Origin of the sequence: Arthrobacter sp. MMS18-M83, from assembly GCF_026683955.1 — a bacterium.
In the GTDB taxonomy this organism is placed as follows: Bacteria; Actinomycetota; Actinomycetes; order Actinomycetales; family Micrococcaceae; genus Arthrobacter.
This window is the reverse complement of record NZ_CP113343.1, coordinates 4,165,780-4,189,383: the sequence shown is the minus strand read 5'-3', so window position 1 is coordinate 4,189,383 and position 23,604 is coordinate 4,165,780. Positions and strand designations below refer to the sequence as shown.

At 62.1% G+C, this 23,604-nt stretch carries 23 protein-coding genes; 3 read left to right on the top strand and 20 right to left on the bottom strand.

Annotated features, from left to right (window positions below):
• The first annotated feature begins 56 nt into the window (after positions 1-56).
• Both nagA and OW521_RS19755 read left to right on the top strand, forming a co-directional pair.
• The gene (gene nagA / locus OW521_RS19760; protein WP_268021241.1) at positions 57-1,304 is read left to right on the top strand and encodes an N-acetylglucosamine-6-phosphate deacetylase; all 1,248 of its coding nucleotides are present in this window, start codon (positions 57-59) and stop codon (positions 1,302-1,304) included.
• A 291-nt stretch (positions 1,305-1,595) separates the two neighbouring features.
• Entirely contained in the window at positions 1,596-1,799 is a 204-nt protein-coding gene (locus tag OW521_RS19755; protein ID WP_028264741.1) for a cold-shock protein, read from the top strand.
• A 143-nt stretch (positions 1,800-1,942) separates the two neighbouring features.
• Here the strand turns inward: OW521_RS19755 and OW521_RS19750 are convergent, their stop codons facing one another.
• The 14 genes from OW521_RS19750 to OW521_RS19685 form a co-directional block, all read right to left on the bottom strand.
• Complete coding sequence (locus OW521_RS19750; protein WP_268025998.1) at positions 1,943-4,432, bottom strand: bifunctional lysylphosphatidylglycerol flippase/synthetase MprF; 2,490 nt, start codon at positions 4,430-4,432, stop codon at positions 1,943-1,945.
• A gap of 68 nt (positions 4,433-4,500) precedes the next feature.
• Positions 4,501-5,712 (bottom strand): alpha/beta hydrolase, encoded by a 1,212-nt coding sequence (locus tag OW521_RS19745; RefSeq protein ID WP_268021240.1) that lies wholly within the window; start codon positions 5,710-5,712, stop codon positions 4,501-4,503.
• Positions 5,713-5,777: 65 nt separating this feature from the next.
• On the bottom strand, positions 5,778-6,209 hold the full coding sequence (locus OW521_RS19740; protein WP_268021239.1) for a DUF2550 domain-containing protein: 432 nt from the start codon (positions 6,207-6,209) through the stop codon (positions 5,778-5,780).
• Positions 6,210-6,219: 10 nt separating this feature from the next.
• Positions 6,220-6,504 (bottom strand): F0F1 ATP synthase subunit epsilon, encoded by a 285-nt coding sequence (locus tag OW521_RS19735; RefSeq protein ID WP_268021238.1) that lies wholly within the window; start codon positions 6,502-6,504, stop codon positions 6,220-6,222.
• A 1-nt stretch (position 6,505) separates the two neighbouring features.
• Positions 6,506-7,960: a F0F1 ATP synthase subunit beta gene (gene atpD, locus OW521_RS19730; protein WP_265977230.1), complete on the bottom strand. Its 1,455-nt coding sequence runs from the start codon at positions 7,958-7,960 to the stop codon at positions 6,506-6,508.
• Positions 7,961-8,046: 86 nt separating this feature from the next.
• Positions 8,047-8,934, bottom strand: coding sequence for a F0F1 ATP synthase subunit gamma (locus OW521_RS19725; RefSeq protein ID WP_265977229.1), 888 nt, complete (start codon positions 8,932-8,934; stop codon positions 8,047-8,049).
• A gap of 91 nt (positions 8,935-9,025) precedes the next feature.
• On the bottom strand, positions 9,026-10,663 hold the full coding sequence (gene atpA / locus OW521_RS19720; protein WP_265977309.1) for a F0F1 ATP synthase subunit alpha: 1,638 nt from the start codon (positions 10,661-10,663) through the stop codon (positions 9,026-9,028).
• An 83-nt stretch (positions 10,664-10,746) separates the two neighbouring features.
• A complete protein-coding gene (locus OW521_RS19715) occupies positions 10,747-11,574 on the bottom strand; it encodes a F0F1 ATP synthase subunit delta (RefSeq protein ID WP_268021237.1) in 828 nt (275 codons plus the stop codon).
• Positions 11,574-12,134 carry a F0F1 ATP synthase subunit B gene (locus OW521_RS19710; protein WP_268021236.1) on the bottom strand — a complete coding sequence of 187 codons (561 nt, stop codon included), beginning with the start codon at positions 12,132-12,134 and terminating at the stop codon, positions 11,574-11,576. Before OW521_RS19710 ends, OW521_RS19715 begins: the two co-directional genes overlap by 1 nt.
• Before the next feature lie 54 nt (positions 12,135-12,188).
• Positions 12,189-12,407 (bottom strand): ATP synthase F0 subunit C, encoded by a 219-nt coding sequence (gene atpE / locus OW521_RS19705; RefSeq protein ID WP_028264751.1) that lies wholly within the window; start codon positions 12,405-12,407, stop codon positions 12,189-12,191.
• 82 nt (positions 12,408-12,489) lie between these two features.
• Entirely contained in the window at positions 12,490-13,290 is an 801-nt protein-coding gene (atpB, locus tag OW521_RS19700) for a F0F1 ATP synthase subunit A (RefSeq protein WP_268021235.1), read from the bottom strand.
• 81 nt (positions 13,291-13,371) lie between these two features.
• On the bottom strand, positions 13,372-13,710 hold the full coding sequence (locus OW521_RS19695; RefSeq protein ID WP_268021234.1) for a hypothetical protein: 339 nt from the start codon (positions 13,708-13,710) through the stop codon (positions 13,372-13,374).
• Positions 13,697-14,185 (bottom strand): hypothetical protein, encoded by a 489-nt coding sequence (locus OW521_RS19690; RefSeq protein ID WP_268021233.1) that lies wholly within the window; start codon positions 14,183-14,185, stop codon positions 13,697-13,699. The genes OW521_RS19695 and OW521_RS19690 overlap by 14 nt, the downstream gene beginning before the upstream one ends.
• Before the next feature lie 127 nt (positions 14,186-14,312).
• Positions 14,313-15,422 (bottom strand): MraY family glycosyltransferase, encoded by a 1,110-nt coding sequence (locus tag OW521_RS19685; RefSeq protein ID WP_268021232.1) that lies wholly within the window; start codon positions 15,420-15,422, stop codon positions 14,313-14,315.
• Between the two features lie 213 nt (positions 15,423-15,635).
• On the opposite strand from OW521_RS19685, the gene OW521_RS19680 reads away from it, so the two are divergent.
• Positions 15,636-16,532, top strand: coding sequence for a glycosyltransferase (locus OW521_RS19680; RefSeq protein WP_268021231.1), 897 nt, complete (start codon positions 15,636-15,638; stop codon positions 16,530-16,532).
• Here the strand turns inward: OW521_RS19680 and OW521_RS19675 are convergent.
• The 6 genes from OW521_RS19675 to thrB all read right to left on the bottom strand — a co-directional run bounded on the left by OW521_RS19675 (position 16,529) and on the right by thrB (position 23,604).
• A complete protein-coding gene (locus OW521_RS19675; RefSeq protein ID WP_268021230.1) occupies positions 16,529-17,320 on the bottom strand; it encodes a WecB/TagA/CpsF family glycosyltransferase in 792 nt (263 codons plus the stop codon). The two genes, OW521_RS19680 and OW521_RS19675, sit on opposite strands and share 4 nt — an antisense overlap.
• The gene (locus OW521_RS19670) at positions 17,317-18,042 is read right to left on the bottom strand and encodes an L-threonylcarbamoyladenylate synthase (protein WP_268021229.1); all 726 of its coding nucleotides are present in this window, start codon (positions 18,040-18,042) and stop codon (positions 17,317-17,319) included. Before OW521_RS19670 ends, OW521_RS19675 begins: the two co-directional genes overlap by 4 nt.
• 12 nt (positions 18,043-18,054) lie before the next feature.
• The gene (gene prmC / locus OW521_RS19665; protein ID WP_268021228.1) at positions 18,055-18,927 is read right to left on the bottom strand and encodes a peptide chain release factor N(5)-glutamine methyltransferase; all 873 of its coding nucleotides are present in this window, start codon (positions 18,925-18,927) and stop codon (positions 18,055-18,057) included.
• An 18-nt stretch (positions 18,928-18,945) separates the two neighbouring features.
• Entirely contained in the window at positions 18,946-20,019 is a 1,074-nt protein-coding gene (prfA, locus tag OW521_RS19660; RefSeq protein ID WP_265977220.1) for a peptide chain release factor 1, read from the bottom strand.
• Between the two features lie 176 nt (positions 20,020-20,195).
• Positions 20,196-22,328: a transcription termination factor Rho gene (gene rho, locus OW521_RS19655; protein WP_268021227.1), complete on the bottom strand. Its 2,133-nt coding sequence runs from the start codon at positions 22,326-22,328 to the stop codon at positions 20,196-20,198.
• A gap of 301 nt (positions 22,329-22,629) precedes the next feature.
• A complete protein-coding gene (gene thrB, locus OW521_RS19650; protein ID WP_268021226.1) occupies positions 22,630-23,604 on the bottom strand; it encodes a homoserine kinase in 975 nt (324 codons plus the stop codon).

Below are 23,604 nucleotides of genomic sequence, written 5' to 3'. Positions count from 1 at the left end.
CTTTCATCCTGGGCCAAACCGGGTCAGAGGCAACCACAGGCAACTAGAATCAAAGCATGACTGTCCCATACCGGCCTGCATCTTCTTCTGCGCCTGTGCGCCACCTTATAACCGGAACGATCGTCAGTGACGGTGTGGTGATCGAAGATGGGCTGGTGGCGGTGGAGGACGACCGCATCGCCTTTGCCGGGCCGGCCGCCGAATTCCACGAAGCTTCCTTTGAAGGCTTCGAGGAAACGCCGCGGACGGATTTCCCCGCCGAACGTTACATTGTTCCCGGTTTCGTGGATGTGCACTGCCACGGAGGCAACGGTGGCGACTTCCCAGGGGCGGACGAATCCTCGGCGCGCAAGGCCATCGATTTCCTGCACCGGTCCGGAACCACAACCTTGCTCGCCAGCATGGTCACGGCGTCTCGGGAGGACCTCCTCCGCGGCATCGAGCTCTACGTACGTTTGGCCGATGAAGGGCTTGTGGCGGGAATCCACTTGGAGGGGCCCTTCCTCTCCCATGCCCGCTGCGGCGCGCAGAATCCTGCCTATCTGCTTGAGCCAGACTTGGATCTCATGACCGAGCTGGTTGAAGCCGCCGCCGGCAAGCTCGCTACGATGACTTATGCCCCCGAGCTTCCCGGAGCCGCGGCGCTCGTGGACCTGATGACGTTCCACGGAGTGACGCCGTCACTTGGCCATACGGATTGCGACGACGCGACGGCTGCTGCCTCCCTCACTGCGGCAAGGGAGGGCTTGGAATCGGCTGGTTTCGACGGCGTCAGCTCTTTGCCGACTGTCACCCACTTGTTCAACGGCATGCCTCCCATGCACCACCGCTCCCCCGGCCCCGTGGCTGCCTCCCTCCGCACGGCGCAAGAAGGCAAGGCCGTGGTGGAACTGATTGCGGACGGGACCCACCTCGATCCAAGCACCGTGGCAACCGTTTTTCAGTTGGTAGGTGCCGCGAACGTTGTCCTCGTGACCGATTCGATGGCAGCAGCGGGACTCTCCGACGGAAACTACATGCTCGGCCCCTCGCCCGTGACCGTGACTGACGGCGTGGCCACCTTGGATGCCACCGGCTCCATCGCCGGCGGTACTGCCACCATGCTCGACGTCGTCCGGCGCACCGTTGCGGCCGGAGTCGCGCTCGCCGACGCCGTTTCGTCGGCGACGGCGGTTCCTGCCGCAGTTTTGGGACTCTCCGATGAACTTGGCGGCCTCCGAAGGGGCTTACGGGCCGATCTGGTGGTCGTGGACAAAGAACTGCAACTTGCGGGCGTATTGCGCAATGGGGATTGGCTGGCCTAGGCCGAATTCGCGAACGCCCAATGGCGCGAGTCTCTTTCTTCCGTTACCTTCTTTTTACTTAAAATTTGTCGGAATTCCCGAACAGACCGTTGACCTCCAGTAGCCGCCATGAAAGTGTTGTAGCAGTCTTTGTGTAGGTGTGATTCATGCTCGCAAGACGTGTTGCGAGCGTGAAGCTCCTGCGAAGCCAACCAAGCCTTGCTTGGACGGAAAACCAGGTCTTCTCGCGGAGTAACCAAGGTCGGCACGCGGTGTGCCGGACTTAATAGTTCCACAATGAGGAGAAACAAAATGGCACTGGGCACCGTCAAGTGGTTCAACGCTGAAAAGGGCTTCGGCTTCATTACCCCGGACGACGCAGAAGGCGACGTCTTTGTCCACTACTCCGAGATCCAGACCGGCGGCTTCCGCACCCTCGATGAGAACCAGCGCGTTCAGTTCGAGATCGGTCAGGGCGCAAAGGGCCCGCAGGCCACCGGCGTCACCGCCGTCTAGTTTGACTGCTTGAATTCTGCTCGGCAGGTTCAAGGAAGGGGTTCCGCACAGAATGCGGGACCCCTTTCCCCTTGCCAACTGGCTCGCATTTGTTGTCGCTATGAGCCGTCAAAACGACAACAAATGCGAGTTAGTTGGGTTTCTCAGGCAACGAGGGTGCGAAGAAGCCTGGCAGTTTGCCGAACGGACAGCCCTGGCAAATATGCCCGGCTTAGCGCAGCGCCGATGGCGGGAATCTCCAAGCTGTCCTGGTAGTACATATAAAGGGTCCTGTACTCAGGCTGGAACCTGGATTTGAAGCGCGCCAGCGACCGGAATCCGTAAACAGGTTCCAAGGTCCTGCCCACAAGGTCGAGAATGCCCGCCATGCCGGCGTCCCCACTGGAGAACTCCTCGGGATCCCCGGCCAACGGTGAACCAGACAGGGAAATGACCTCCACCCCGTGACGCAACTCCTGCACTGCTGAGGCAATCATGAATTCCATGATGCCCGGGAACGCATCACCCCGCCGGCGCATGAAGTCCAATGTCCAGCTAATCACTCGACCCTCACGAAACACCGGCAGCCAGCTGGTGACCCCGTAGACAAACCCTTTGCTGTCGACGGCTATGCAACACAGCACGTCGTCGTCCATCAGCTCGTCGAGGGAACCCAAGGTAAAGCCCATTTCAGGTACTTTTTTCCTGGCGGCCCATTCTTCTGACACCTCGCCAAGTTGGGAACGGATGTGCTGGGAGAACTTTGAATAGCGTCCCCACCGGACTTCAACGCCGGCTTTGAGCGCCCGGTTCTTGGCTGTCCGGACGTTTTGCCATGCTTTGCCCGTGAACTCGAGGTCGCGGATGAACAGCCGGGTTTCCTGGGCGACGGCAATTCGGCGAAACCCCGTGGATTGCAACATCGGCCACAATTCCTCAGTGCAGGAGTAGAGGCACGGCACCAATGCGTGGTCCGCACAGTAGTCGAGGAAACCTTCGGTCGCCGCCCGGGCCTGTTCGGGAACGCCGAACGGTCCGGCGAGGGTCAATGCAACGTTTCCATGCTGTTGGTAGGCAATCCCGGCGTCCATTCCGGGAGTGAACCAGAACTTGTTCGGCTCCCATAGCGCCATCCAGGAGAGGGACTCTCCGCCGCGCTTGACCAAATCCCTTGCCACTAGCCGGGCCGGATCGTCTCCGCCAGGACCGTGTTGCCGCTTGAGGAGCAGCATCCACACTGCGGCGAGTGCCACAAGCCAGAAAATAATCCCCGACCAGGCGAACAATATCGATTCCGCGGCGCTGCGCTCGGCGAACACGCGCCCAAAAGCCGTGGGAATCGGCAGGGGAAGATACTGCCGGGCGAGTTCGGCAACGAGCCCCAAGACGCCGCCGTCGTGCGCCATGCCGCCCGAACCGAGCCACGCCCCTGTGTAGGCACTCGCCAATACAACCAACGTTCCGCCAACCAGCAACGCCATCTTCCGGCGGAGGGGCGCCCTCGACGCCACCACAAAGTTGCCCCTGAACAGGAAAAGCAGAACCGCCAGGATGAGCGGAACCAGCGCGAGCGTCAGGATATGGAACACCGCGGAGCCCAGGACCACGGTGCGGCCATGTGGAAAGTGCGGAATGCTGGCAAACAAGACCAGATAGGCGAAGGATAGGGCCACCACACCAAGTTGTACGCCAATGGCGATCTTCAGCGCCAAGCGCCTCCCTTGACGCATGCCTACCGCACAAATGAGGAGAAGCAATGCGGGTACGACGGCCAAGGCGACTCCGGCTGGCCCGGGATAGCCCTGGCGTCCAAGTTCCAGGCACTTGATGTCCACGGTCCCGCCGCAGTTGGCCTGCAGCTGCGTGAGCGTCGGGACCGGGTTCAGGACCATCTCGCGGAGCAACGCCATCGGCCCCGCGGGGCTCCGCACGGCGCCGGCAACAAGGGGCCCGACGCCGAAAATCGCCACCATGAGTGATAACAGGTTTCGCGTCTCACGCCTTGTTGCACGATGGCTCGGTGATATTCCTTGGTCAAGTTGGAGCCAGAGACCGCCCGCCAGCCCTACCAGCGCACCGGTGAGCGCCATGACGGCCGAGGGATCGCCAACGTAGAGGACGAGGAGAAGTGCCAATGACACAACTGTCGCTCTTAGCCGCCGGCGCCACAGCGTGGGAAAAAGACCGCTGGCGGCCATCGAGACGAAGAGGGTTGCGGGAAGGGGACCGGAATTGCTGGCGTCCATCATCCGTCCCAGCCAGCCGTCGTCGGCGTAGGCTGCGACCTGGACCACCAGCAGGAAAGCAGTGACCGTGGCAAACTGGCCACCAAGGAACCCTGCTGCAGTACGGAACCATCCCAATTTGCGCTCTGAGGACCCCAGCAGCACGACGAGCAGCAGCGAGCTCGTAACGTAGTCGAAGGGATTGACAGCAAAGAACATCGAGGTCCAGATGGACCACCAGTCCCCTGACTTCAATCCGCCACCACTCACGCTGGTGAGGTGCCGCAACACATCGGGGCTGGACGCGACGTCGGGATCGAAGATTGCCGGAGTAAGCAGGTAGAGCGCGAGCACCACTACGGTGAAGGGGATTGCACCAATATGGACAGCCACGTTTCCGACCAAGGCCTGAACGAGCGCTGCCAACATCTTCCGTGCGGGCTTGGCGTCCTCGTGCACAGCTGCTTGCTCCTTGGACAATTGAGCTTCCTGGGTGCTCATTGCGAAATCCCCCAACGTGGAGCCAGGAAATCCATCGCAGACGGAAGCTGCTGCACGGCCACCGCCCACGAGTGGCCGGCTCCCGCAACCGAAGCCTGCCTGATATCGAACCCGGAACCGCGGGCTGCCGTCGCAAGCTCGGTGGCGAAACGGCTGAACTCACCATCAGCGGTACCCACTGCTATGAACCCTGCATGCCCGGCGTAGCTTTGCTTTTTCATCAAGGTCAAAGGAGTCAGGGCATCAAAAGCAGCAGAGTCTCCGCCGAATGCGGTCTGGATGGTCCGCTGGCGGTCGGGGCCAAGTGAAGGCTCCCGCTCGCCCGAGAACGCAATGAAGGAAGGATAGATTTCAGGATGCAGGGTAGTCATCTGCACGGCACAAGTCGCACCGAAGGAAAACCCTCCGACGGCCCATTTCCTTGGATCTGCGGACACGTCGAGAGTCGAGTTGATCCAGCGCGGAACATCGACCGCGAGGTACGTGTCAGCATGGGCGATCCGGCTATTCATGCACATGGTGTTTGCAGTGTCGGAGCCGTTTGGATCGACCACCACCACCACCGGCGCTATTCCACCATGTTTTGCCGCGAAGGCATTCATGGTCGGCTCGAGCAGCCCGCCGGTCAGCCAATCGGCGGGACGTCCGGGCTGGCCAGCGAACAGAACCAGCACGGGTAGTTGGGTGCGGTCGGTGGCGAGGTAGGCCGGCGGCAGGTAGATGAAAGCATCCTGAGCGTTGAAACCGGATTCGGTCCCCGGAATCGAAGCCCTGCGGACGATACCCGCACCAAGTGCTGACAGGTGCGAGGTTCCGGAAGCGCCCTTCTTGAACTCACGCCCGAGCTCTGGGATCCGCCCCACATTGTGGCCGAAAAGATCTGCTGCCGTGTGGTTGAGGCCGAAATAGCTGTTGATCTGAAGCGCAGCAAGGAGCAAGACGGCAACGAACGAGCCTGCTGCGGCGCTCCTGACACGCCACGAAGAACCAGGGAGCCGGAACAGGAAGAGGGCCAGCGCTGAGAAGGCGACCACGGACCACGCGAGAACATCGAAGGGGAGGTCCTCAGGGAAGATGGTCAGAACGTTGACGAGCAGCCAGTGGATGAATGTCACAACTCCGATTGCCACCACGGCGGCGGCAACAATGGAGAGCACCCAGCGCCAGCTTGGTCGAAAGAGCAGGAATGCTCCCCCGGCGATTCCCACGCCAAGGATCGTCCAGAAGAATGGACCATCAACAAGGCTTAAATTGTCAAGAAAGTCCACAGTCCTCAGCGCCAGGTGCCGACGCCCACCACGGGGCCAGCTTCCAGCCAAGAAGACAACCCGGCGTAGGCATCAAATCTCATCGCCAGCATGAACCGCTGGCCTTCATGCTGGAGTTCCACGACCACGACGTCGGGCTGCAGCCTTGTCAGTTCTTCTTCGGTTGGCTTCCGGCGACCCAGGAGTTCCAAGGAACTGCGCCGAAAGCTGTGCCTCGGACGGAAGCTGAGGGAGAGCAAGCGGAACCACTCGAGGTCCGAGTCCTGATAACGACAAACCCCCATCCGCCAGCTGTTTCCAGCCATGCAAATGGAGGCGTCGACCGTGCCCAGGGCGCGCCGCAAATTGAAGCGGCGCACCCCTACGAGGCACAGTGTAAAAATCAGCAACGCAAACGCCGTTGCCAAGGCGATGAACGGAAGAGCAGAATCGTCCATCAAGGTCTTGCTATCGGATCCCCGCAGTAGCTGCTTCGCCCAGCTGGGCGTTGTCAGCGACGATCACCACGCGGTTGTTGTCGACGGAGAAGAACCCGCCGTCCACAACTACCGACAAGCGGTCTCCGGAAACCGGCTCGATGGCCAGCTCGCCCTCGGCCAGGATGGCGAGGAGCGGCGAGTGGCCCGGCAGAATCCCGATGTCACCATCGCTGGTGCGGGCCTTGACCATCTTGGCCGCACCGGACCACACAAAGTGGTCCGCTGCGACAATCTCAACCTCGAGCTCAGCCATACTACTTGGTCTGTTCCTGGATCTTGGCCCACTGGCGCTCGACGTCATCCAGACCGCCGACGTTGAAGAACGCCTGCTCTGCGATGTGGTCCAGCTCGCCGTCGCAGATGGCCGTGAAGCCTTCCACGGTGTCCTTGATGGACACGGTGGAGCCCTCGACGCCGGTGAACTGCTTGGCAGTGTAGGTGTTCTGGGACAGGAACTGCTGGATGCGGCGTGCACGAGACACGACGATCTTGTCTTCTTCGGACAGTTCGTCAACACCGAGAATGGCGATGATGTCCTGGAGTTCCTTGTTCTTCTGCAGGATCTGCTTCACGCGGACGGCCGTGTTGTAGTGGTCCTTGCCGATGTACTGCGGGTCCAGGATGCGGGACGTCGACGTCAGCGGGTCAACGGCCGGGTACAGACCACGGGAGGCGATTTCACGGGAAAGTTCCGTGGTCGCGTCGAGGTGTGCGAAGGTCGTTGCCGGAGCCGGGTCGGTGTAGTCATCAGCGGGCACGTAGATGGCCTGCATCGACGTGATCGAGTGACCCTTGGTCGAGGTGATGCGCTCCTGCAGGAGGCCCATCTCGTCGGCGAGGTTCGGCTGGTAACCAACTGCGGACGGCATGCGGCCGAGCAGGGTGGAGACCTCGGAACCGGCCTGGGTGAAGCGGAAGATGTTGTCGATGAAGAGCAGCACGTCCTGGTTCTGCACATCGCGGAAGTACTCCGCCATGGTCAGTGCGGAAAGCGCCACGCGCAAACGCGTTCCCGGCGGCTCGTCCATCTGGCCGAACACAAGGGCGGTGTCCTTGAGGACGCCTGCCTCTTCCATTTCAACCCAAAGGTCGTTGCCTTCACGGGTACGCTCGCCAACACCGGCGAATACCGAAGTACCACCGAAGTTACGGGCAACACGGGTGATCATTTCCTGGATCAGGACGGTCTTGCCGACACCGGCACCACCGAACAGACCGATCTTTCCACCCTTGATGTACGGGGTGAGAAGGTCGATGACCTTGATACCGGTCTCGAGCATCTCCGTGGAGCCCTCGAGGGACGCGAAGGCGGGAGCCTTGCGGTGGATCGGCCAGTAGGCGTCAGCCTTGATCTCGGACTCGTCAACGTCAAGCGGCTTGCCAAGGACGTTGAAGATGTGGCCCTTGACTCCGTCGCCGACAGGCACGGAGATCGGGGCACCGGTGTCCTGCACGGAGGTGCCGCGGACAAGTCCGTCGGTGGCCTGCAGGGCGATGGCGCGGACGAGGTTGTCACCCAGGTGCTGGGAGGTCTCGAACGTGATGGTCTTGGTCTCACCGTTGAGAGTGATCTCAGTGGTAAGCGCATGGTAGATCGACGGGATTGCGTCAGCCGGGAATTCGACGTCGACAACCGGGCCAATGACACGGGCAATACGGCCGGTGGCGCCGGCCGTTGCAGCTGCGTGCTCGGTAGCGGTGGCAGTCATCTCTCTCACTTCACTCAGTAGATGGCGTGGGGTTAAGTTTATCTATTTGGTGCAGGTGCAGCTTGCGCCGAACCAGACACCGGCGGCTACGCGCTCAGGGCGTCGGCGCCAGCCACGATTTCGGAAAGCTCCTGCGTGATCTCAGCCTGGCGGGCCGTGTTGCGCAGACGCGTGTACTTCTTGATCAGATCGGTCGCGTTGTCGCCTGCCGACTTCATTGCACGCTGGCGGGCGGCGAGCTCGGAAGCTGCCGCCTGCAGCATTGCCGCGAAGATGCGGGACTCGATGTAACGCGGCAGCAGTGCGTCAAGCACTTGCTCCGATTCCGGTTCAAATTCGTACAGAGGCAGAAGCTCGGACTCACTGACCGTCTGCTCTTCAACTTCGAGCGGCAGCAGGCGAACAACTGTGGGTTCCTGTGTCACCATCGACTTGAAGCGGGTGTAAACGACGTGGATCTCGTCCACGCCACCCTCAGCGAAGTCATTGGCGAACTCTTCGAGAAGAGCGGCACCGACTTCCCTTGCAGTCTTGAATTCCGGTGCGTCCGTTCCGCCGGTCCATACGCGGGAGTACGAACGGTTGCGGAAGTCGAAGTATGCCTGGGCCTTACGGCCAACCAGGTAGGTCTTGACTTCCTTGCCCTCTGCTCGGAGAAGTTCGTTGAGTCCTTCGGCCTGCTTGAGCACGCTCGCCGAGTAAGAACCAGCCAGGCCACGGTCCGAGGTGATAACCAGGACGGCGGCACGGCGGATCTGTTCCGGCTCGGTGACGAGCGGGTGATCGATTTCGCTCTGGCTTGCGACAGCAGAAACGGCACGGGTGATCGCGTTTGCGTAAGGCAGTGAAGCTGCCAAGCGGGCGCGGGCCTTACCGATGCGCGAGGTAGCGATCAGTTCCATCGCCTTGAAGATCTTGCGCATCGACGTCGTCGAGCTGATCTTCTGGCGGTAGACCCGGATCTGGGCTCCCATACATTTCCTTTCCTAAGATCCCGATGGATCAGCGGCTAAGGCTTGGCGAAGGCCCCGGGCCTGCGTCTACGCAGGCCCGGGAACCAATGCTCTAGCGCTTCTGCTTGACGATCTTTTCCTGGTCGACTTCGCCGCCGGAGATCGCTTCGTGCTCTTCGTGTCCGGCGCCAACCAGGAGGTTGTCGCCTTCGCCGAAGAAGCCCTTCTTGAAGGCAACGATGGCCGTCTTCAGCGCTTCAGCGGTGTCGTCGTCCAGCACGTTGGTCTGCGCCAGCGTGGTCAGGATGGAGGACTTGTGCTTGAGGTGCTCCAGGAACTCGGACTCGAACCGGCTGACATCCTCAACCGGAACATCGTCCAAGTAGCCCTTTGTACCGGCCCAGATGGACACAACCTGGTCCTCGACCGGGAACGGCGAGTACTGGCCCTGCTTAAGCAGTTCCATCAGGCGGGCACCACGGGTCAGCTGCTGGCGGGAAGCCGCGTCAAGGTCCGAAGCGAACATCGCAAACGCCTGCATGTCGCGGTACTGTGCCAGGTCCAGCTTCAAGGTTCCGGAGACCTTCTTCATCGACTTGACCTGCGCCGCACCACCAACGCGGGACACGGACACACCGACGTCAACAGCGGGGCGCTGGTTGGCGTTGAAGAGGTCCGACTGCAGGAAGATCTGGCCATCGGTGATGGAGATGACGTTGGTCGGGATGTAGGCAGAGACGTCGTTTGCCTTGGTTTCGACGATCGGGAGACCCGTCATCGAACCTGCGCCCAGCTCGTCGGAGAGCTTGGCACAACGCTCAAGCAGACGGGAGTGCAAGTAGAAAACGTCACCCGGGTACGCTTCGCGTCCCGGCGGGCGGCGGAGCAGCAGGGAAACTGCGCGGTAGGCTTCAGCCTGCTTCGACAGGTCATCGAAGATCACCAACACGTGCTTGCCGCCGTACATCCAGTGCTGGCCGATGGCCGAGCCTGCGTACGGAGCCAAGTACTTGAAGCCAGCCGGGTCAGATGCCGGGGAAGCCACGATGGTGGTGTACTCGAGCGCGCCGTGGTCTTCCAAGGTCTGGCGGACAGCGGCGATGGTGGAAGCCTTCTGGCCGACGCCGACGTAAACGCAGCGGACCTGCTTAGTCACATCGCCCGAAGCCCAGTTGGCCTTCTGGTTGATGATGGTGTCCACGGCGATGGCGGTCTTGCCGGTCTGGCGGTCACCGATGATCAGCTGACGCTGGCCACGGCCGATCGGAATCATGGCGTCGATAGCCTTGAGACCGGTCTGCATGGGCTCGTGAACCGACTTGCGCTGGGTCACGCCCGGAGCCTGGAGTTCCAGTGCGCGGGTGGTCTCGGCCTTGATCTCGCCGAGGTCATCGATCGGCTGGCCCAAGGGGTCAACCACGCGGCCCAGGAAGGCGTCGCCTACCGGGACGGACAGGATTTCACCGGTGCGGTGGACTTCCTGACCTTCTTCGATACCGGTGAAGTCACCGAGGATGATGACGCCGATTTCGCGGACGTCAAGGTTCTGGGCCAAGCCCAGGGTGCCGTCTTCGAAGCGAAGCAGCTCGTTCGCCATGACCGAGGGAAGGCCCTCAACACGGGCGATGCCGTCACTTGCGGCGGTCACGCGGCCGACCTCTACGCGCTCTGCGTTTCCGGGTTCGTAGGACGCCGCGAACTCGTTCAACGCATTACGGACGTCGTCGGCGTTGATGGTCAATTCGGCCATCTGCAGTCCCTGCTCTCCTGTTTTCGTGATCATCGTTGCTCACGATGACCGGTGTTTGTATCAGTTAAGTTGTGCTTGTCTGGCTAGCCAGCGAGTTGCCGACGGAGCTCGGACAGGCGGGCTACGACGGAAGCGTCAAGCACTTCGTCGCCCACCTGGACCCGGATTCCACCGATCAACGTCGGATCAACGCTGAGGTTGACCTTCAGCTCGCGGCCGTAGAGGGCATCAAGCCCGGCCTGCAGACGGCTGGCCTGCGCATCCGTCAACGGACGGGTAACGCGGACAGTTGCGATCCAGCGCTGCTGGCGCTTGGCTGCAAGCTTGGCGAAGTTGTCAATGAGCTTGCTCGGCTTGACGCCGCGCGGCTGCGACACGGCCTGGCCGATGAGAAGTTGGGCTTCCGGGCCTGCGCCAGGAACCAGCTTCTCCGCCAGGCTGATCTTGGCCGCAGCACTTGCCTGCGACTCTCCCAGAGCACGTTGTACCTCGTGGCTGGAAGCAACGGTCTGGTTGAAGGCAAACAGATCGTTTTCCAGCTCTTCCAGCCCCGTGATTCCGGAGGCAGAAACGGCCGACTTGTTTTCAGCCACGGCAATGACCACCGTGGCGGCAAGAGTCTCGAGTGCATCGCCGATATCGCGTGCCGATGCCCAGCGTGAGCTGGCCAGTCCACTCGCAATTTCCGCAGCATCAGCGGAGACTTTCCCGCCAACCAGCTGCTTGACCAGCGCCGACTTTTCTTCTCCACTGCGGGAAGGGTCAGTCAGGGCGCGGCGCAAGCCAGCCGAGCTGTCCACCGTTCCCAGGATTCCGAAGAGGTCCTTAGCCAACTGCAGCGAGGCCGTCGGAAGCGTAGCTTCCAACTGCTCCAGCGCTTTGGTCAGCGATTCGCTCGATACACCTGCCATTACTTAGCTGCACCTGCGCTCTGGGTCTCCAGATCTGCGAGGAAGCGGTCCACCACGCGGGCGGCACGCTCGTCATCGCTGAGCGATTCGCCAACGATGCGCTCAGCCAAAGTCGTGGCCAAGGTGCCCACCTCGGAACGCAGGGAGACAACAGCTGCCTGACGCTCCGATTCGATCTGGACATGCGCTTGTTCGGTGATGCGCGCCGACTCAGCTGCTGCCTTGGTCTTCAGCTCCGCGAGGATCTGGGCACCTTCGGCACGAGCTTCTTCGCGAATGCGGTTAGCCTCGGCGCGGGCATCGTGGAGCTGCTGCTTGTACTCTTCGAGAGCTGCAGAAGCTTCAGCCTGGGCCTTTTCAGCCTTGGCAATGCCGCCCTCAATCGCCTCTGCGCGCTCGGCAAAAGTCTTCTCGAACATCGGGACAACAAACTTGACCACGATGTAAAAGAGGACAGCAAAGCCAGCGAGGACGACGCCCATTTCCCAAGGGTTGGGAAGGAGCGGATTAGCCGACTCGGCGGCGCCTTGAGCGGCGGCTGAGATGATCTGCTGATTCATGTTTCACCCGTCCTTATCTACTCGGTTCTGAATGTTCGCTTGGTTCTTAGCGGTTTACTTGAGAACGAAAGCGAAGACCAGGCCAAGGATGGCGAGGGCTTCGGTCAGAGCCAGACCAAGGAACGCGATCGGCTGGAGCACGCGCTGGGCTTCCGGCTGACGTGCAACACCGTTGATGTAAGCAGCAAATACGAGACCCACACCGATACCACCGCCGATTGCGGAGAGACCGTAGCCAATGAGGTTAAGGGAGCCGTTGATATCGCCGTTCATTGTTTTCCTTTCAAGATGCCGCAGTCGCGGCAGGTTGTTTGGTTTGCTTCAACCCCCGAGGGGGAAGATTGAGGGGTTGTGCCTAGTGGCTGTCCGCGTGGAGCGCGCCTTCGATGTAAATCGCAGTCAGAAGCGTGAAGACGTACGCCTGCAGCACCATGATCAGGGCTTCGAGCATGTACATGGCGACAGCGCCAACGAGTACGAGTACGGATGCACCCTTGAGAAGGACGTTTTCCTGCATGACGAGGAACTCAATGCCGGAGCCGGCGATCATCACAATAAGGTGCCCTGCCATCATGGTGGCAAAGAGACGGAGACTGTGGGTGACCGGGCGGACCATGAAGTTGGAGATGATTTCAATCGGCACGACGATCGGCAGGATGTACCACGGAACACCGGAAGGAACGGTGGCGAGCTTGAAGTACTTCAACCCGTTCTTCTTGATGCCGATGCCGATCCAGGTGACATACACGACTGCGGCCAGCACATAGGCCCCGCCGACGTGCGAGAAGCTCGGAAGCTGGATCACGGGAATTGCACCGTAGATGTTGTTCACCAGGATGAAGAAAAACAGGGAGAACAGGAGCGGAACGAACTTCATGAAGTCGCGGCCGCCGATAATGTCCTTGGCGATGCTGTTGCGGACGAAGCCGTAGGCCATCTCGCCTGCGAACTGCAGCTTGCCGGGAACCAGCTGCTGCTTGCGCGCAGCGGAGATGAAGAATGTAGCGATAAGGACGACCGACAGGATCACCAGCAACATCTGCTTGGAGAAGCCATCGCTCGCACCCCACGGCAGGATAGCCGGCAGGTGCATTTGGTCGATTCCGGGAGGATTGAAGGTCCCTGAATCCTGGGCCGGGAGCGCAAGCGCGATCAACGCGTTTCCTCTCTGCAGTGTCCATCATTGGGCGTTGTTGAGGATCCGGCCGCGTTTCTTGCAGCCATTTCCCGTGTGAAATTATTTGGCATTACTGTCCCCGTCCTGGGACGGACCACTGTCTGCTTTGCTCTCACCGGAAGACGAGCGCTGGCTAGTGAGGCCGTGCATATGGGAAAGATAGAACCCTCCTGCGGCTCCAAGCAGAGCGCCAAGGAGCACAATCCAGTGAGTCCCCCACAGATTATCCAGACCCCAGCCTATCAAACTCCAGACTATGATTCCGCCAACAATGTAGCTGAAGACGGCAATGCCGGCGTTGTATCCGCCGTCGCTTCCGTCGCTCGCGGGCTCAGTGGAATTGACGGGTTTTGGGGCATTGGGCGTGGCGGGGCGTCGCTTGTTCCTAGGAGTGAACATCGTCGCCTCCTTTGCCCGCTGCGGGGTCGTTGTAAATCTGGAGCCGGGCCTTGCTGAAGCCGTAGATTTCGGCGGCTTGCCACGAGACAACGGCGACGACGGCGCCAATCACGAACCAGCGACCGTGCAGCCATGCGGGCGCTCCGAAGACGAACAGCACCACCGCGAAGCCCACCACCTTGACAAAGTAGCTGGCAACGAAGAGGCCGACGGCGCCGGAGGGGTTGTCACGGCCAACAAAATGGCCGATCAGCAGGCTGATGGCAAAAAAAGCCATGACCAGCGCACCGCCGAACGCGACGGAAAGAACTCCCAGGCCACCGTTCATGACCGCCGCAACTACCGACGTTGCCGCGAGAGCCGCGACCGCCGCCGTCGAGCTGACCAAAAGAAGCCGCAGCCACAGCGAAGGACTGGAGCGGGAGACAGCAACGCCGTTCGAGTCGGACTGTTGTCCGCCGGCGTTGGTGGTCATGGGGATGCCAATCGTTGTGGCAAGGATGCCAAATTCTCAAAAGGGTGGGTGCGCGGGCGAGTGACTGTCCGCCCTAGAATTCTACATGAGATAGAACTGTGATGTTAACGCCCTTGTCACACACCGTCTACCGGGCGGCACGTCCGCCGCGAGCGAAGTACGGCCAAGCTGTCACGCCGGCCATGATCAGCGCGGCCACGACGTCCACGGTGAGAACCATATGCCAAGGGAAGACAGCGAAGGCCAGGCCTCCGAACGCCAGGATGCAGGTCCACACGTACATCATGAGGACTGCCGTCCGGTGCGTGTGACCAAGCTCTATGAGCTTGTGGTGCAGGTGTCCTCGGTCGGCCGACCACGGCGATTGCCCACGTGCGGTCCGCCGCAAGACCGCCAGCCCGAGGTCCAACAACGGCAGCGAGAGAATCGCGAACGGCAGCAGGATGGGGACGATCGTAGGAATACCGTTGGCGCGGTCATAAAGTCCGGAGCTGATCTGGCCCGTGGATACCACACCGGCCGAGGCCATCACGAGGCCCAAAAGCATGGCGCCTGAGTCGCCCATGAAGATCTTGGCCGGAAACCAGTTGTGTGGCAGGAATCCGATGCAGCAACCTACGATGATCGCCATCAGCAGCGCCGCCAAGTCCGAGCGGTCCGTGAGTGTCGCATTGCGGTGGACCCAGTAGGCCGTCAGGAAAAACGCAACCCCGCCAATCGCGGCGACACCCGCAGCCAAGCCATCGAGTCCGTCGATGAAGTTGACGGCGTTCATGGTGGTCACAATGAGGAGGGCGGTCAGAACGACACGCAGCGGTTCGGACTCAATCCGAATGGGCTCCGGAACAAACGGAATCACCGACATCTGCACGCCCCAGACCGCAACGATCGTGCCGGCTGTGCACTGGCCGATCAGTTTGACCCACCATCGGATGTCCATCACGTCGTCGGCAACACCGACCGCGACGATCACCAAGGCGCCGGCCAGTATCCCCCACGGCGCACCGTTCCCGTGGAAGATGTCCTTCACGAAGAACGAATTGCTCGCTACCACGAGGGCCACGGCAAAGCCTGCGAAAAGTCCCAGGCCACCGAGTCGGGAGATGGGCACCGAGTGCATATCGCGGCTGCGGATAGGGGCAAACAGCCGAAGTTTGTTCCCCATCCGGCGGGCTACCCAGGTTGCAAGATAGGACACGACGGCAGCCGTGAGCATCATGAGTGAGTACATGATCACGTGGCGGCTCCTGTTGGCGGTGGTGGTGGATTTGGTCCCCGGCGAATAGCTGCCGGCACGTCACCCGCAACACCTCTGCGCACCGCCGAATATTGCTGTACTACAGTTGGACTCTGTCAAGATACTAGCGGCAACGGCGGCTTTGCTCCGTTTCACGCGCCCCTAGGGCGAGCCGGGAGGACCCTCCCCGCTACTGCCCGGAAGGAACCCTACATGACTGTCTCCGTTGCCGTTGCGGCTGTGACCTTTGACCGCCCCGGAGAGCTTGCGGTCCTGCTCGACGCCGTCAACAAGCAGTCCATTGAGGTGGACACCATTTGCCTGGTGGACAGCGGTACAACCCCTTCGCGGGAGCTCGCATCAAGCCACCCAAACGTGGACTACGTTCGCTCCGAGGCCAATTTGGGCGGGGCGGGCGGCTTCGCCCTTGCGATCCTCAAGGCAGTCGCCAGTGGCGCTGAATGGATCTGGATCATGGACGATGACGCCGAACCAGGCGATCCCGAATGCCTCGAAACCCTGGTTCGCGAAGCGGAAGCCCGGGGACTGGATGCCGTGGTCCCGCTCGTGGTGGCTCCCGGCCACCCGGACAAACTCTCCTTCTTCTTCCGGATTGACGGCAAGGTGACCCACGACCGTTCCGAAGTCGAGAAGGCGGGGTTCCTGCCCGACGTCGGGCACTTCTTCAACGGCGCCCTCATCCGTTCCAGCGTCTTCTTCAAAGTGGGAGTGCCGGATATCCGGCTGTTCATCCGCGGCGATGAAGTGGACTTCATGATCCGCCTCAGGAAAGCGGGGATACGCTTCGGTACGGTCGCCACTGCCTGGATCACCCACCCGCACGCGTTTTCCGAGACCAAGCACGTCTTTGGGGCGCGCTGGCACGTGATCGTGCCGGATTCGGCGTTCAAGCGCTACTTCTACTACCGCAACCGCGGCTATTTGATCCGCCGGTATCGGCGCGGCAAGTCCATGGTCGCCGATGTTGGAGGCTACCTGGGCTACTTCCTTCCCCGCGGTGACTTCCGTGGGCTCGCCGAGTGGTTCCGGGCATTCTCCGCCGGTTTACGCAACAAGGGTTTTGGCCCGCTGGAGGACCAGAAGTTCTAGCCGCCCGGCGGGGTGCCGTTCTTACGAGAGAGCCGGCGGCGGACCAGCAGGCCGAGCAGCACCCACGGCTCGCCGAAGACCCGGTACGCGACGCGCCCCGGATGCAGGACAAGTCGCCAAGCCCATTCAAGCCCGAGGCGGCCGAGCCAGCGTGGAGCGAGCTTCTGGAGCCCCGCCAACTGCTCTATAGCCCCGCCGACGGTGCAGTAGACGGCCGGTGGAAGCTCGTCCAGCCGCCGGTGCAAGACCGACTCCTGCAGCGGCATTCCCAGGCCAAGAAGCACCAGCTGGGGACGGAACTCCGCCAGCCAGGCAACGGTGGCCTCTTCGCTGGAGTTGTCCCAATTCTCACCAGGCCGGCCAGAGACCTCGGCACCAGGCACGATCTCACGCAGCCGTTCGACCGTCTTGCCATTGGCGTCGGGGCCTGCCCCAACGACGGCGATCCGGCGTAGTCCCTCGACGCCGCCTAGCGCCGGCAGCCAGTCGGTGGATCCCAAGCGGTATTCCATCAGGCCTGGGCTGTCGGCCCGTGAGTCCCCATGGCGGCCAAGTCCCCAAAGCATGGCGACAGGCGCTCCATCCAGGAGGACCACGTCGCTGCGCTCATAAAGGTTGCGGAAATCCGGACTCGAATGAAACAGCGTGACACTGTGCAGGTTGTGCCCAAGGACCACCTTGGTGGTGCCATCCGAAACGAACCCGCTCATGGCCTTGATGAGTTCGTCCGTGCACAGGGCAGTGACGTCTACGTCCAGAAGCGGAACGCGATCCCGGACCAGGCTCATTCGGCCCTAATCTCGTCCGTCTCCGGCTGCGTGCCTGACTCTGCGTCAGGCTCAGGCACGGTTTCGCCGAGCGCCAGCACGCCGGGAACCACCTCGCGAAGGCGTTCCAGGGAAACAGCACCGTCGCGGACCACCCGGAGCGGCAGGGTGGTGGCGTCGACAATGGTGGATGCTACGGACTCGGTTCCCTCGACGGGCCGGAACCCGCCCTCGAGGTACACATCGACCGATTCGGCAAGCTGGGTCCTCGCCTCGGCAGCTGTCTGCGCGGCGGGTTGACCGGTGCGATTGGCTGAAGACACCGCCAGCGGACCCGTGCGGTTGAGCAGTTCAAGCGCGATTTCGTCGTCGGGCATGCGCAGGGCCACAGTTCCGCGGGTCTCCCCCAGATCCCAATCCAGGGATGGCTGAGCGTGGAAGATCAGCGTCAGGCCGCCTGGCCAGAAGGCGTCTGCCAGTTTCCGGGCTTCTTCGGATACATCGGTTGCCAACCCATCCAGGGCATTGAGCCGTGGGATGAGCACCGGGGGCGGCATGTGGCGGCCGCGGCCCTTGGAGACGAGCAGCATAGTCACGGCCTGGGGCGAGAACGCGTCGGCGGCGATGCCGTAGACGGTGTCGGTCGGCATGACGATGCATTTCTTCTCGCCGATGGCGCGCTGTGCATGCTCCAGGCCTTCGGCGCGTTGTTCCTCTGACGTGCAGTTGTAGCTTGTGGTCACAGCGCTATTCTTTCATTCCCCGGAGGCAGCGATTGCCAACACCGCACTCGTGGCACGTTCCTTGCCGTTGAGATCACGGTGAGTAGTGACTTGCATCCAGCAGCCAGCGGCCTTCAGGTGTTCGGAAATCCACTCCGCCTGCACCTCGGCGTGCTCCATCACGAAGAAGCCGCCGCCCTTGAGGAGCCGGGCAGCCGAGGCGGCAGCCGCCGTCGGAAGCTCCATCCCATCCGCTCCCCCGCCGTACAGCGCCTCGGGCGGATCGTGTAGTGCCACTTCAGGTTCGTTCGGAATTGCTTCAGCGGGGATGTAAGGCGGATTGGAAACGACGACGTCGAAAGTTCCGTTGTGTTCGGGCAAGGCGTTGCGGAGGTCGCCCTGCACGAGCTTCACACCGAGGGGCCTCAGGTTCCTGGAGGCCCAGGCATGGGCAAACGTGCTGAATTCGACGGCGTGTACCTCGGCCCCCGGCATTTCGTGGGCGATCGAACCAGCAATAGCACCGGAACCGGTGCCAAGATCCACAACCTTGGGGTGCGGGAGCCCCTGGAGGTGGTCGATGACCAACTGCACCACCGATTCCGTTTCCGGCCGCGGAATGAACACGCCAGGGCCGACTGCCAGCGTGAGGTAGCGGAAGTGCGCGACCCCGGTGATGTGCTGGAGCGGAACACGCTGGGCACGCTCCGCCACCAGGTCCGCATAGCCTTCAGGTGCGGCCGAATCGCCGAGCAGCATGGCACGCAAGCGCCCGAGGCCGACACCCAGGAGATGTTCGGCGAGGAGCTCGGCGTCCACGCGCGGAGTGGGCACACCGGCGTCGGACAGGATGGCAGTCGCCTCGCGGACAGCGTCAGCCAGGCTCTGGCCAGGAAAGAGCGTCATGAATTTCCTTGCAGGCTGTTACTCGCCCAGGGCATCCAGGCGCGATTGTTCGTCCATCTCGATGGCCGATTGGATGACCGGCTCCAGGTCGCCGTTCATGACGGCGTCGAGGTTGTAGGCCTTGTAGCCGGTTCGGTGGTCGGCGATCCGGTTTTCCGGGAAGTTGTACGTGCGGATGCGCTCCGAACGGTCCATGGTGCGGATCTGCGACTTGCGCTGGGCCGAGTTCTCGGCGTCGATCTGCTCCTGCTGGTGGGCCAGGATGCGCGCGCGCAGGACGCGCATGCCGGCTTCCCTGTTCTGCAGCTGGGACTTTTCGTTCTGCATTGCCACCACGATGCCCGTGGGAAGGTGGGTGATGCGGACTGCGGAGTCTGTCGTGTTGACGGACTGGCCGCCGGGACCCGAGGACCTGTAGACATCGATCTTGAGGTCGTTCTGGTTGATTTCGAGCTCTTCGGGCTCATCCACTTCCGGGAGCACCAGAACACCTGCCGCAGAGGTGTGAATACGGCCTTGGGACTCGGTAACGGGAACACGCTGGACGCGGTGCACGCCGCCTTCGAACTTCAGCCGGGCATACACGCCTTCAGCGGGATCGTTCGAGTTGCCCTTGACGGCCATCTGGACGTCCTTGTAACCACCCAGATCGGATTCCGTGGCCGAGATGAGCTCAGTCTTCCAGCCACGCGACTCCGCATAACGCATGTACATGCGCAACAGGTCCCCGGCGAAGAGGGCAGCTTCGTCGCCGCCTTCACCACCCTTGACCTCAAGAATGACGTTGCGGGCGTCGTCGGGATCGCGAGGAATCAGCAGCCGGCGCAATTTCTCCTGGGCTGCCGGAAGCTTCGCCTCAATCTCGCCGACCTCGGCAGCAAATTCGGCATCCTCGGAAGCCATTTCCTTGGCCGCCTCAAGATCGTCCATGAGCCCGCGCCAACGGTTGTAAGCCTCCACGATGCCCTGCAACTGGGCAGAACGCCGCCCCAACTTGCGGGCCATGGACTGGTCGGCATAAACAGCAGGATCACTCAACTGCGCCTGAATAGCAGCATGCTCATCAAGCAATCCCTGTACGGACTCAAACATTTCAAAACCTCTTTCGACTTGTACAAGTCTAATAACTGCAACGCGGGGTCACTTGCGGCCCATGCCGAGGGCCTGGATGGGCCGTATCTGACCCCGCGTTGCAACGCGAAGGGGCGGGGCGGAACATCCGCGCGGCAACAACCGCACGAACGAACCAGCGCCCGCCCCTAAAACAGCTACTTGTCGTTATCCGACTTAGCTCCAAGAGTCGTCTTCTGTACCTGCATCAGGAACTCGACATTGCTCCCGGTCTCCCGGATCTTGTTGGTCAGGAGTTCAAGGCTTTGCTGGGTCTCGAGTCCGGACAGGACACGGCGCAGCTTCCACATGATCTTGACTTCTTCGGCCGAGAGCAGGTTCTCTTCGCGACGGGTACCCGAAGCGTTGACGTCCACAGCCGGGAAGATGCGCTTGTCCGCGAGCTGGCGGGACAGGCGGAGCTCCATGTTGCCCGTGCCCTTGAACTCTTCGAAGATGACCTCGTCCATCTTGGAACCGGTCTCAACGAGCGCGGTTGCCAGAATGGTCAGCGAGCCACCGTTTTCGATGTTGCGCGCAGCACCGAAGAAGCGCTTCGGCGGGTAGAGCGCAGCGGAGTCGACGCCACCGGACAGGATGCGGCCGGAGGCCGGTGCTGCCAGGTTGTAGGCTCGGCCCAGGCGGGTCATGGAGTCCAGGAGGACCACCACGTCCATGCCCATTTCCACGAGGCGCTTGGCGCGTTCGATGGAGAGCTCGGCAACCGTGGTGTGGTCATCGGCCGGACGGTCGAAAGTGGAGGCAATGACCTCACCCTTGACGGTGCGCTGCATGTCCGTGACTTCTTCGGGACGTTCGTCAACCAGCACCATCATGAGGTGGACCTCAGGGTTGTTGGTGGTGATCGCGTTGGCGATGGACTGCAGGATGAGCGTCTTGCCAGCCTTGGGCGGGGAGACAATCAGGCCGCGCTGGCCCTTGCCAATCGGGGCCACGAGGTCGATGACACGCGGGCCGATCTTCTTGGGATCCGTCTCGAGGCGCAGGCGCTCGGACGGGTACAGCGGGACGAGCTTGGCGAATTCGACGCGGTCCTTGAGCTCTTCCGGTGTCTTGCCGTTGACCGACGTGACGCGGACAAGCGCGTTGAATTTCTGGCGTGCGGACTGCTGGCTGCGGTCTTCGCCGTCGCGCGGAGCGCGGATTGCGCCGACCACGGCGTCGCCCTTGCGCAGGTTGTACTTCTTGACCTGGGCGAGGGACACATAAACGTCGTTGGCACCGGGCAGGTAACCGGAAGTGCGGATGAACGCGTAGTTCTCCAGCACATCCAAGATGCCGGCAACGGGCAGAAGGACGTCATCCTCGGTGACCTCGACGTCGTCGACGTCAGGGCCTTGGCCGCGGCCGCGACGGCGTTCGTTGCGGTCGCGGAAGCGGTCGCTGCGGGTGTTTCCTTCGCGGTTGTCGCGGCCGTCACGGTTGTCCTGCGGACCCGGACGATCGTTGCGGTCGCGGCGGTTGCGACGATTGCGGCGGTTGCCGGTGTCATCGCCGTCGTTAGTGTCTTCGCGCCGCGTACGGGTGTTGTCGCGGCGATCGCGCTGGGCGGGTTCGCCGGCTTCGGCCGAAGCCTGCTCACCCTGGCGCGGCGCGGCCTGACGCTGATCGGCCTGACGCTGTTCGGTTTGGCGCTGTTCCACGCGGGGCTGTTCCACGCGGGGCTGTTCCACGCGGGGCTGTTCAGCCTGGGGCTGCTCGGCCGCACGGGTCTCGCTGGCTTCTCCGGCCTCGGCAGGAGCTGCGGCCACCTCGCCGCGACGACGATTGCGCGTGCGCGGCTGGCGGCGTTCGCCGACGGCCTCGCTTGCTTCGGCTACAGGAGCAGCAGGAGCCTCGGCGGCAGGGGCGGGAGCCTCCACGGTTTCCGTGGCAGCAGGAGCGGCAACGACGCCGTCGCTCGTGGCGCGGCGGCTTCGGCCACGGCCACGTGCCCGGGTGCCTTCCTGCGCAGGAGCTTCGGTGGATACTGCGGCAGGTGCGGCAGCGTCTTCAACTGTTGCTGCTGCAGGCGAGGCCTTTGGTGCTACGGCTTTGGTCGCCGCAGGAGCCTTGCTGGTGGTTGCACCGGCACGGTGGGCTGAGATAGCCGAAACCAAGTCCCCCTTGCGCATCCGGGATCCGCCCGAAATGCCCAGCTGACTGGCGAGAGCCTGGAGCTGCGCGAGCTTGAGGCCTGCAAGGCCGCTGCTCTTGGCGGTTGCGGCCGTTGATTCAGCTGCAGAAGATGTTGTGTCCACAGCTGAAGCCAGCTCAGTGGTTTCTGTCACGAAGGATCCTTCCCCCTCGACGGCGTCCAGACCTAGAGCTGGACGCGATGATTTGTTCTGGACTGCAGTTCAGATCTGCAGCCGTGATTTCGGTCTTGCCGGTTTAGTTTCAGCAGGGCCGGATACTGATACGTCTTCGATGCTCCGGCGGGCGGGGCGCGGGCTGACGGTCCGGGTAACAGAAAGGGTTCTGTGGCACCTGCGACAGGCCGATAAGGAGACGGCACCGGCAGACTTCGACACAGTAGGAGACGGGAACGGCGTTATGCCGGGATCCAATGTCAGGGAACTGCCCGCGGTTCTACCGCCGGTGCAAGTCCACTCTAGCACCTTCAACGTCCACTGCCAGTGTCATCACGCGCCAAGAAACGTCCGGTGTGTTGTCCGCAGTGAAAGAGGCAATGAATTCCGTAATCGCTTCTGCCTCGTCCGCGCCGTTTGCCAATGCCAGAACCGTGGGCCCTGCGCCGGAAACAACCGCGGCATGGCCTGCAGACCGCAATGCCGCAATCAGTGCCGCGCTAGGCCGCATGGCCTCTGCGCGGTAGCTCTGGTGCAGGTAGTCCTCAGTTCCGGGAAGCAGGAAACGGGGCTGCGTAGTCAAGGCGTGGATTAAGAGCGCGGCGCGTCCGGAGTTCATGGCGGCGGCATGGTGGCCGATGGAAGCCGGGAGCAATCCGCGGGCTGTCTCGGTGGACAGTTCGTAGTCTGGAACGGCGACGATGGGGATGACGGACGGAACCACTTCAGCACGGGTGCTGCTGTACTGCTCGCTGTCCTGCCATGACAAGGCCAGTCCGCCGAAAATCGCCGGTGCGACGTTGTCTGGGTGGCCTTCCATCTCGCTCGTGAGTTGCAGGATCCACTCACGGTCGCGTTGTGCGGATTCGGGCACCAAGGCGTTGGCTGCAGTAACGGCCGCAACCACTGCAGATGCCGAGGAACCGAGTCCGCGGCCGTGCGGGTTGACGTTGTCCGCGGTGATCTTCAGGCCATTGTGCCGGAAGCCGAGGCGTTCCAGGGCCGTGTTGATGGCGCGAACCACGAGGTGGCTGGCATCACGTGGAAGACTGTCGGCCCCCTCACCGGAAAGCTCGAACTCGAGCTCTCCGGTGGTGAGCGTTTCGACGGTCAGGGTGTCGTAGATCGACAATGCCAGGCCGAGGCTGTCGTAGCCGGGGCCCAGGTTGGCGCTGGTGCCCGGGACCCTGACGGTCAGCTGCTGGCCTGCCGCGACAAGCTCAAGTCCGGTCGCGGTGGGCTGCGTGGTTTCCAC

What these genes read in the sequence shown, in the direction of transcription:
- atpE (WP_028264751.1), bottom strand. Translation starts at nt 12,407, where the DNA reads ATGAACGGCGATATCAACGGCTCCCTTAACCTCATTGGCTACGGTCTC.
- atpA (WP_265977309.1), bottom strand. Translation starts at nt 10,663, where the DNA reads ATGGCCGAATTGACCATCAACGCCGACGACGTCCGTAATGCGTTGAAC.
- OW521_RS19695 (WP_268021234.1), bottom strand. Translation starts at nt 13,710, where the DNA reads ATGTTCACTCCTAGGAACAAGCGACGCCCCGCCACGCCCAATGCCCCA.
- prmC (WP_268021228.1), bottom strand. Translation starts at nt 18,927, where the DNA reads ATGACGCTCTTTCCTGGCCAGAGCCTGGCTGACGCTGTCCGCGAGGCG.
- OW521_RS19755 (WP_028264741.1), top strand. Translation starts at nt 1,596, where the DNA reads ATGGCACTGGGCACCGTCAAGTGGTTCAACGCTGAAAAGGGCTTCGGC.
- OW521_RS19740 (WP_268021239.1), bottom strand. Translation starts at nt 6,209, where the DNA reads ATGGACGATTCTGCTCTTCCGTTCATCGCCTTGGCAACGGCGTTTGCG.
- OW521_RS19680 (WP_268021231.1), top strand. Translation starts at nt 15,636, where the DNA reads ATGACTGTCTCCGTTGCCGTTGCGGCTGTGACCTTTGACCGCCCCGGA.
- OW521_RS19715 (WP_268021237.1), bottom strand. Translation starts at nt 11,574, where the DNA reads ATGGCAGGTGTATCGAGCGAATCGCTGACCAAAGCGCTGGAGCAGTTG.
- OW521_RS19675 (WP_268021230.1), bottom strand. Translation starts at nt 17,320, where the DNA reads ATGAGCCTGGTCCGGGATCGCGTTCCGCTTCTGGACGTAGACGTCACT.
- OW521_RS19750 (WP_268025998.1), bottom strand. Translation starts at nt 4,432, where the DNA reads ATGTTGGCAGCGCTCGTTCAGGCCTTGGTCGGAAACGTGGCTGTCCAT.
- OW521_RS19725 (WP_265977229.1), bottom strand. Translation starts at nt 8,934, where the DNA reads ATGGGAGCCCAGATCCGGGTCTACCGCCAGAAGATCAGCTCGACGACG.
- OW521_RS19710 (WP_268021236.1), bottom strand. Translation starts at nt 12,134, where the DNA reads ATGAATCAGCAGATCATCTCAGCCGCCGCTCAAGGCGCCGCCGAGTCG.
- prfA (WP_265977220.1), bottom strand. Translation starts at nt 20,019, where the DNA reads ATGTTTGAGTCCGTACAGGGATTGCTTGATGAGCATGCTGCTATTCAG.
- atpD (WP_265977230.1), bottom strand. Translation starts at nt 7,960, where the DNA reads ATGACTGCCACCGCTACCGAGCACGCAGCTGCAACGGCCGGCGCCACC.
- OW521_RS19690 (WP_268021233.1), bottom strand. Translation starts at nt 14,185, where the DNA reads ATGACCACCAACGCCGGCGGACAACAGTCCGACTCGAACGGCGTTGCT.
- OW521_RS19735 (WP_268021238.1), bottom strand. Translation starts at nt 6,504, where the DNA reads ATGGCTGAGCTCGAGGTTGAGATTGTCGCAGCGGACCACTTTGTGTGG.
- nagA (WP_268021241.1), top strand. Translation starts at nt 57, where the DNA reads ATGACTGTCCCATACCGGCCTGCATCTTCTTCTGCGCCTGTGCGCCAC.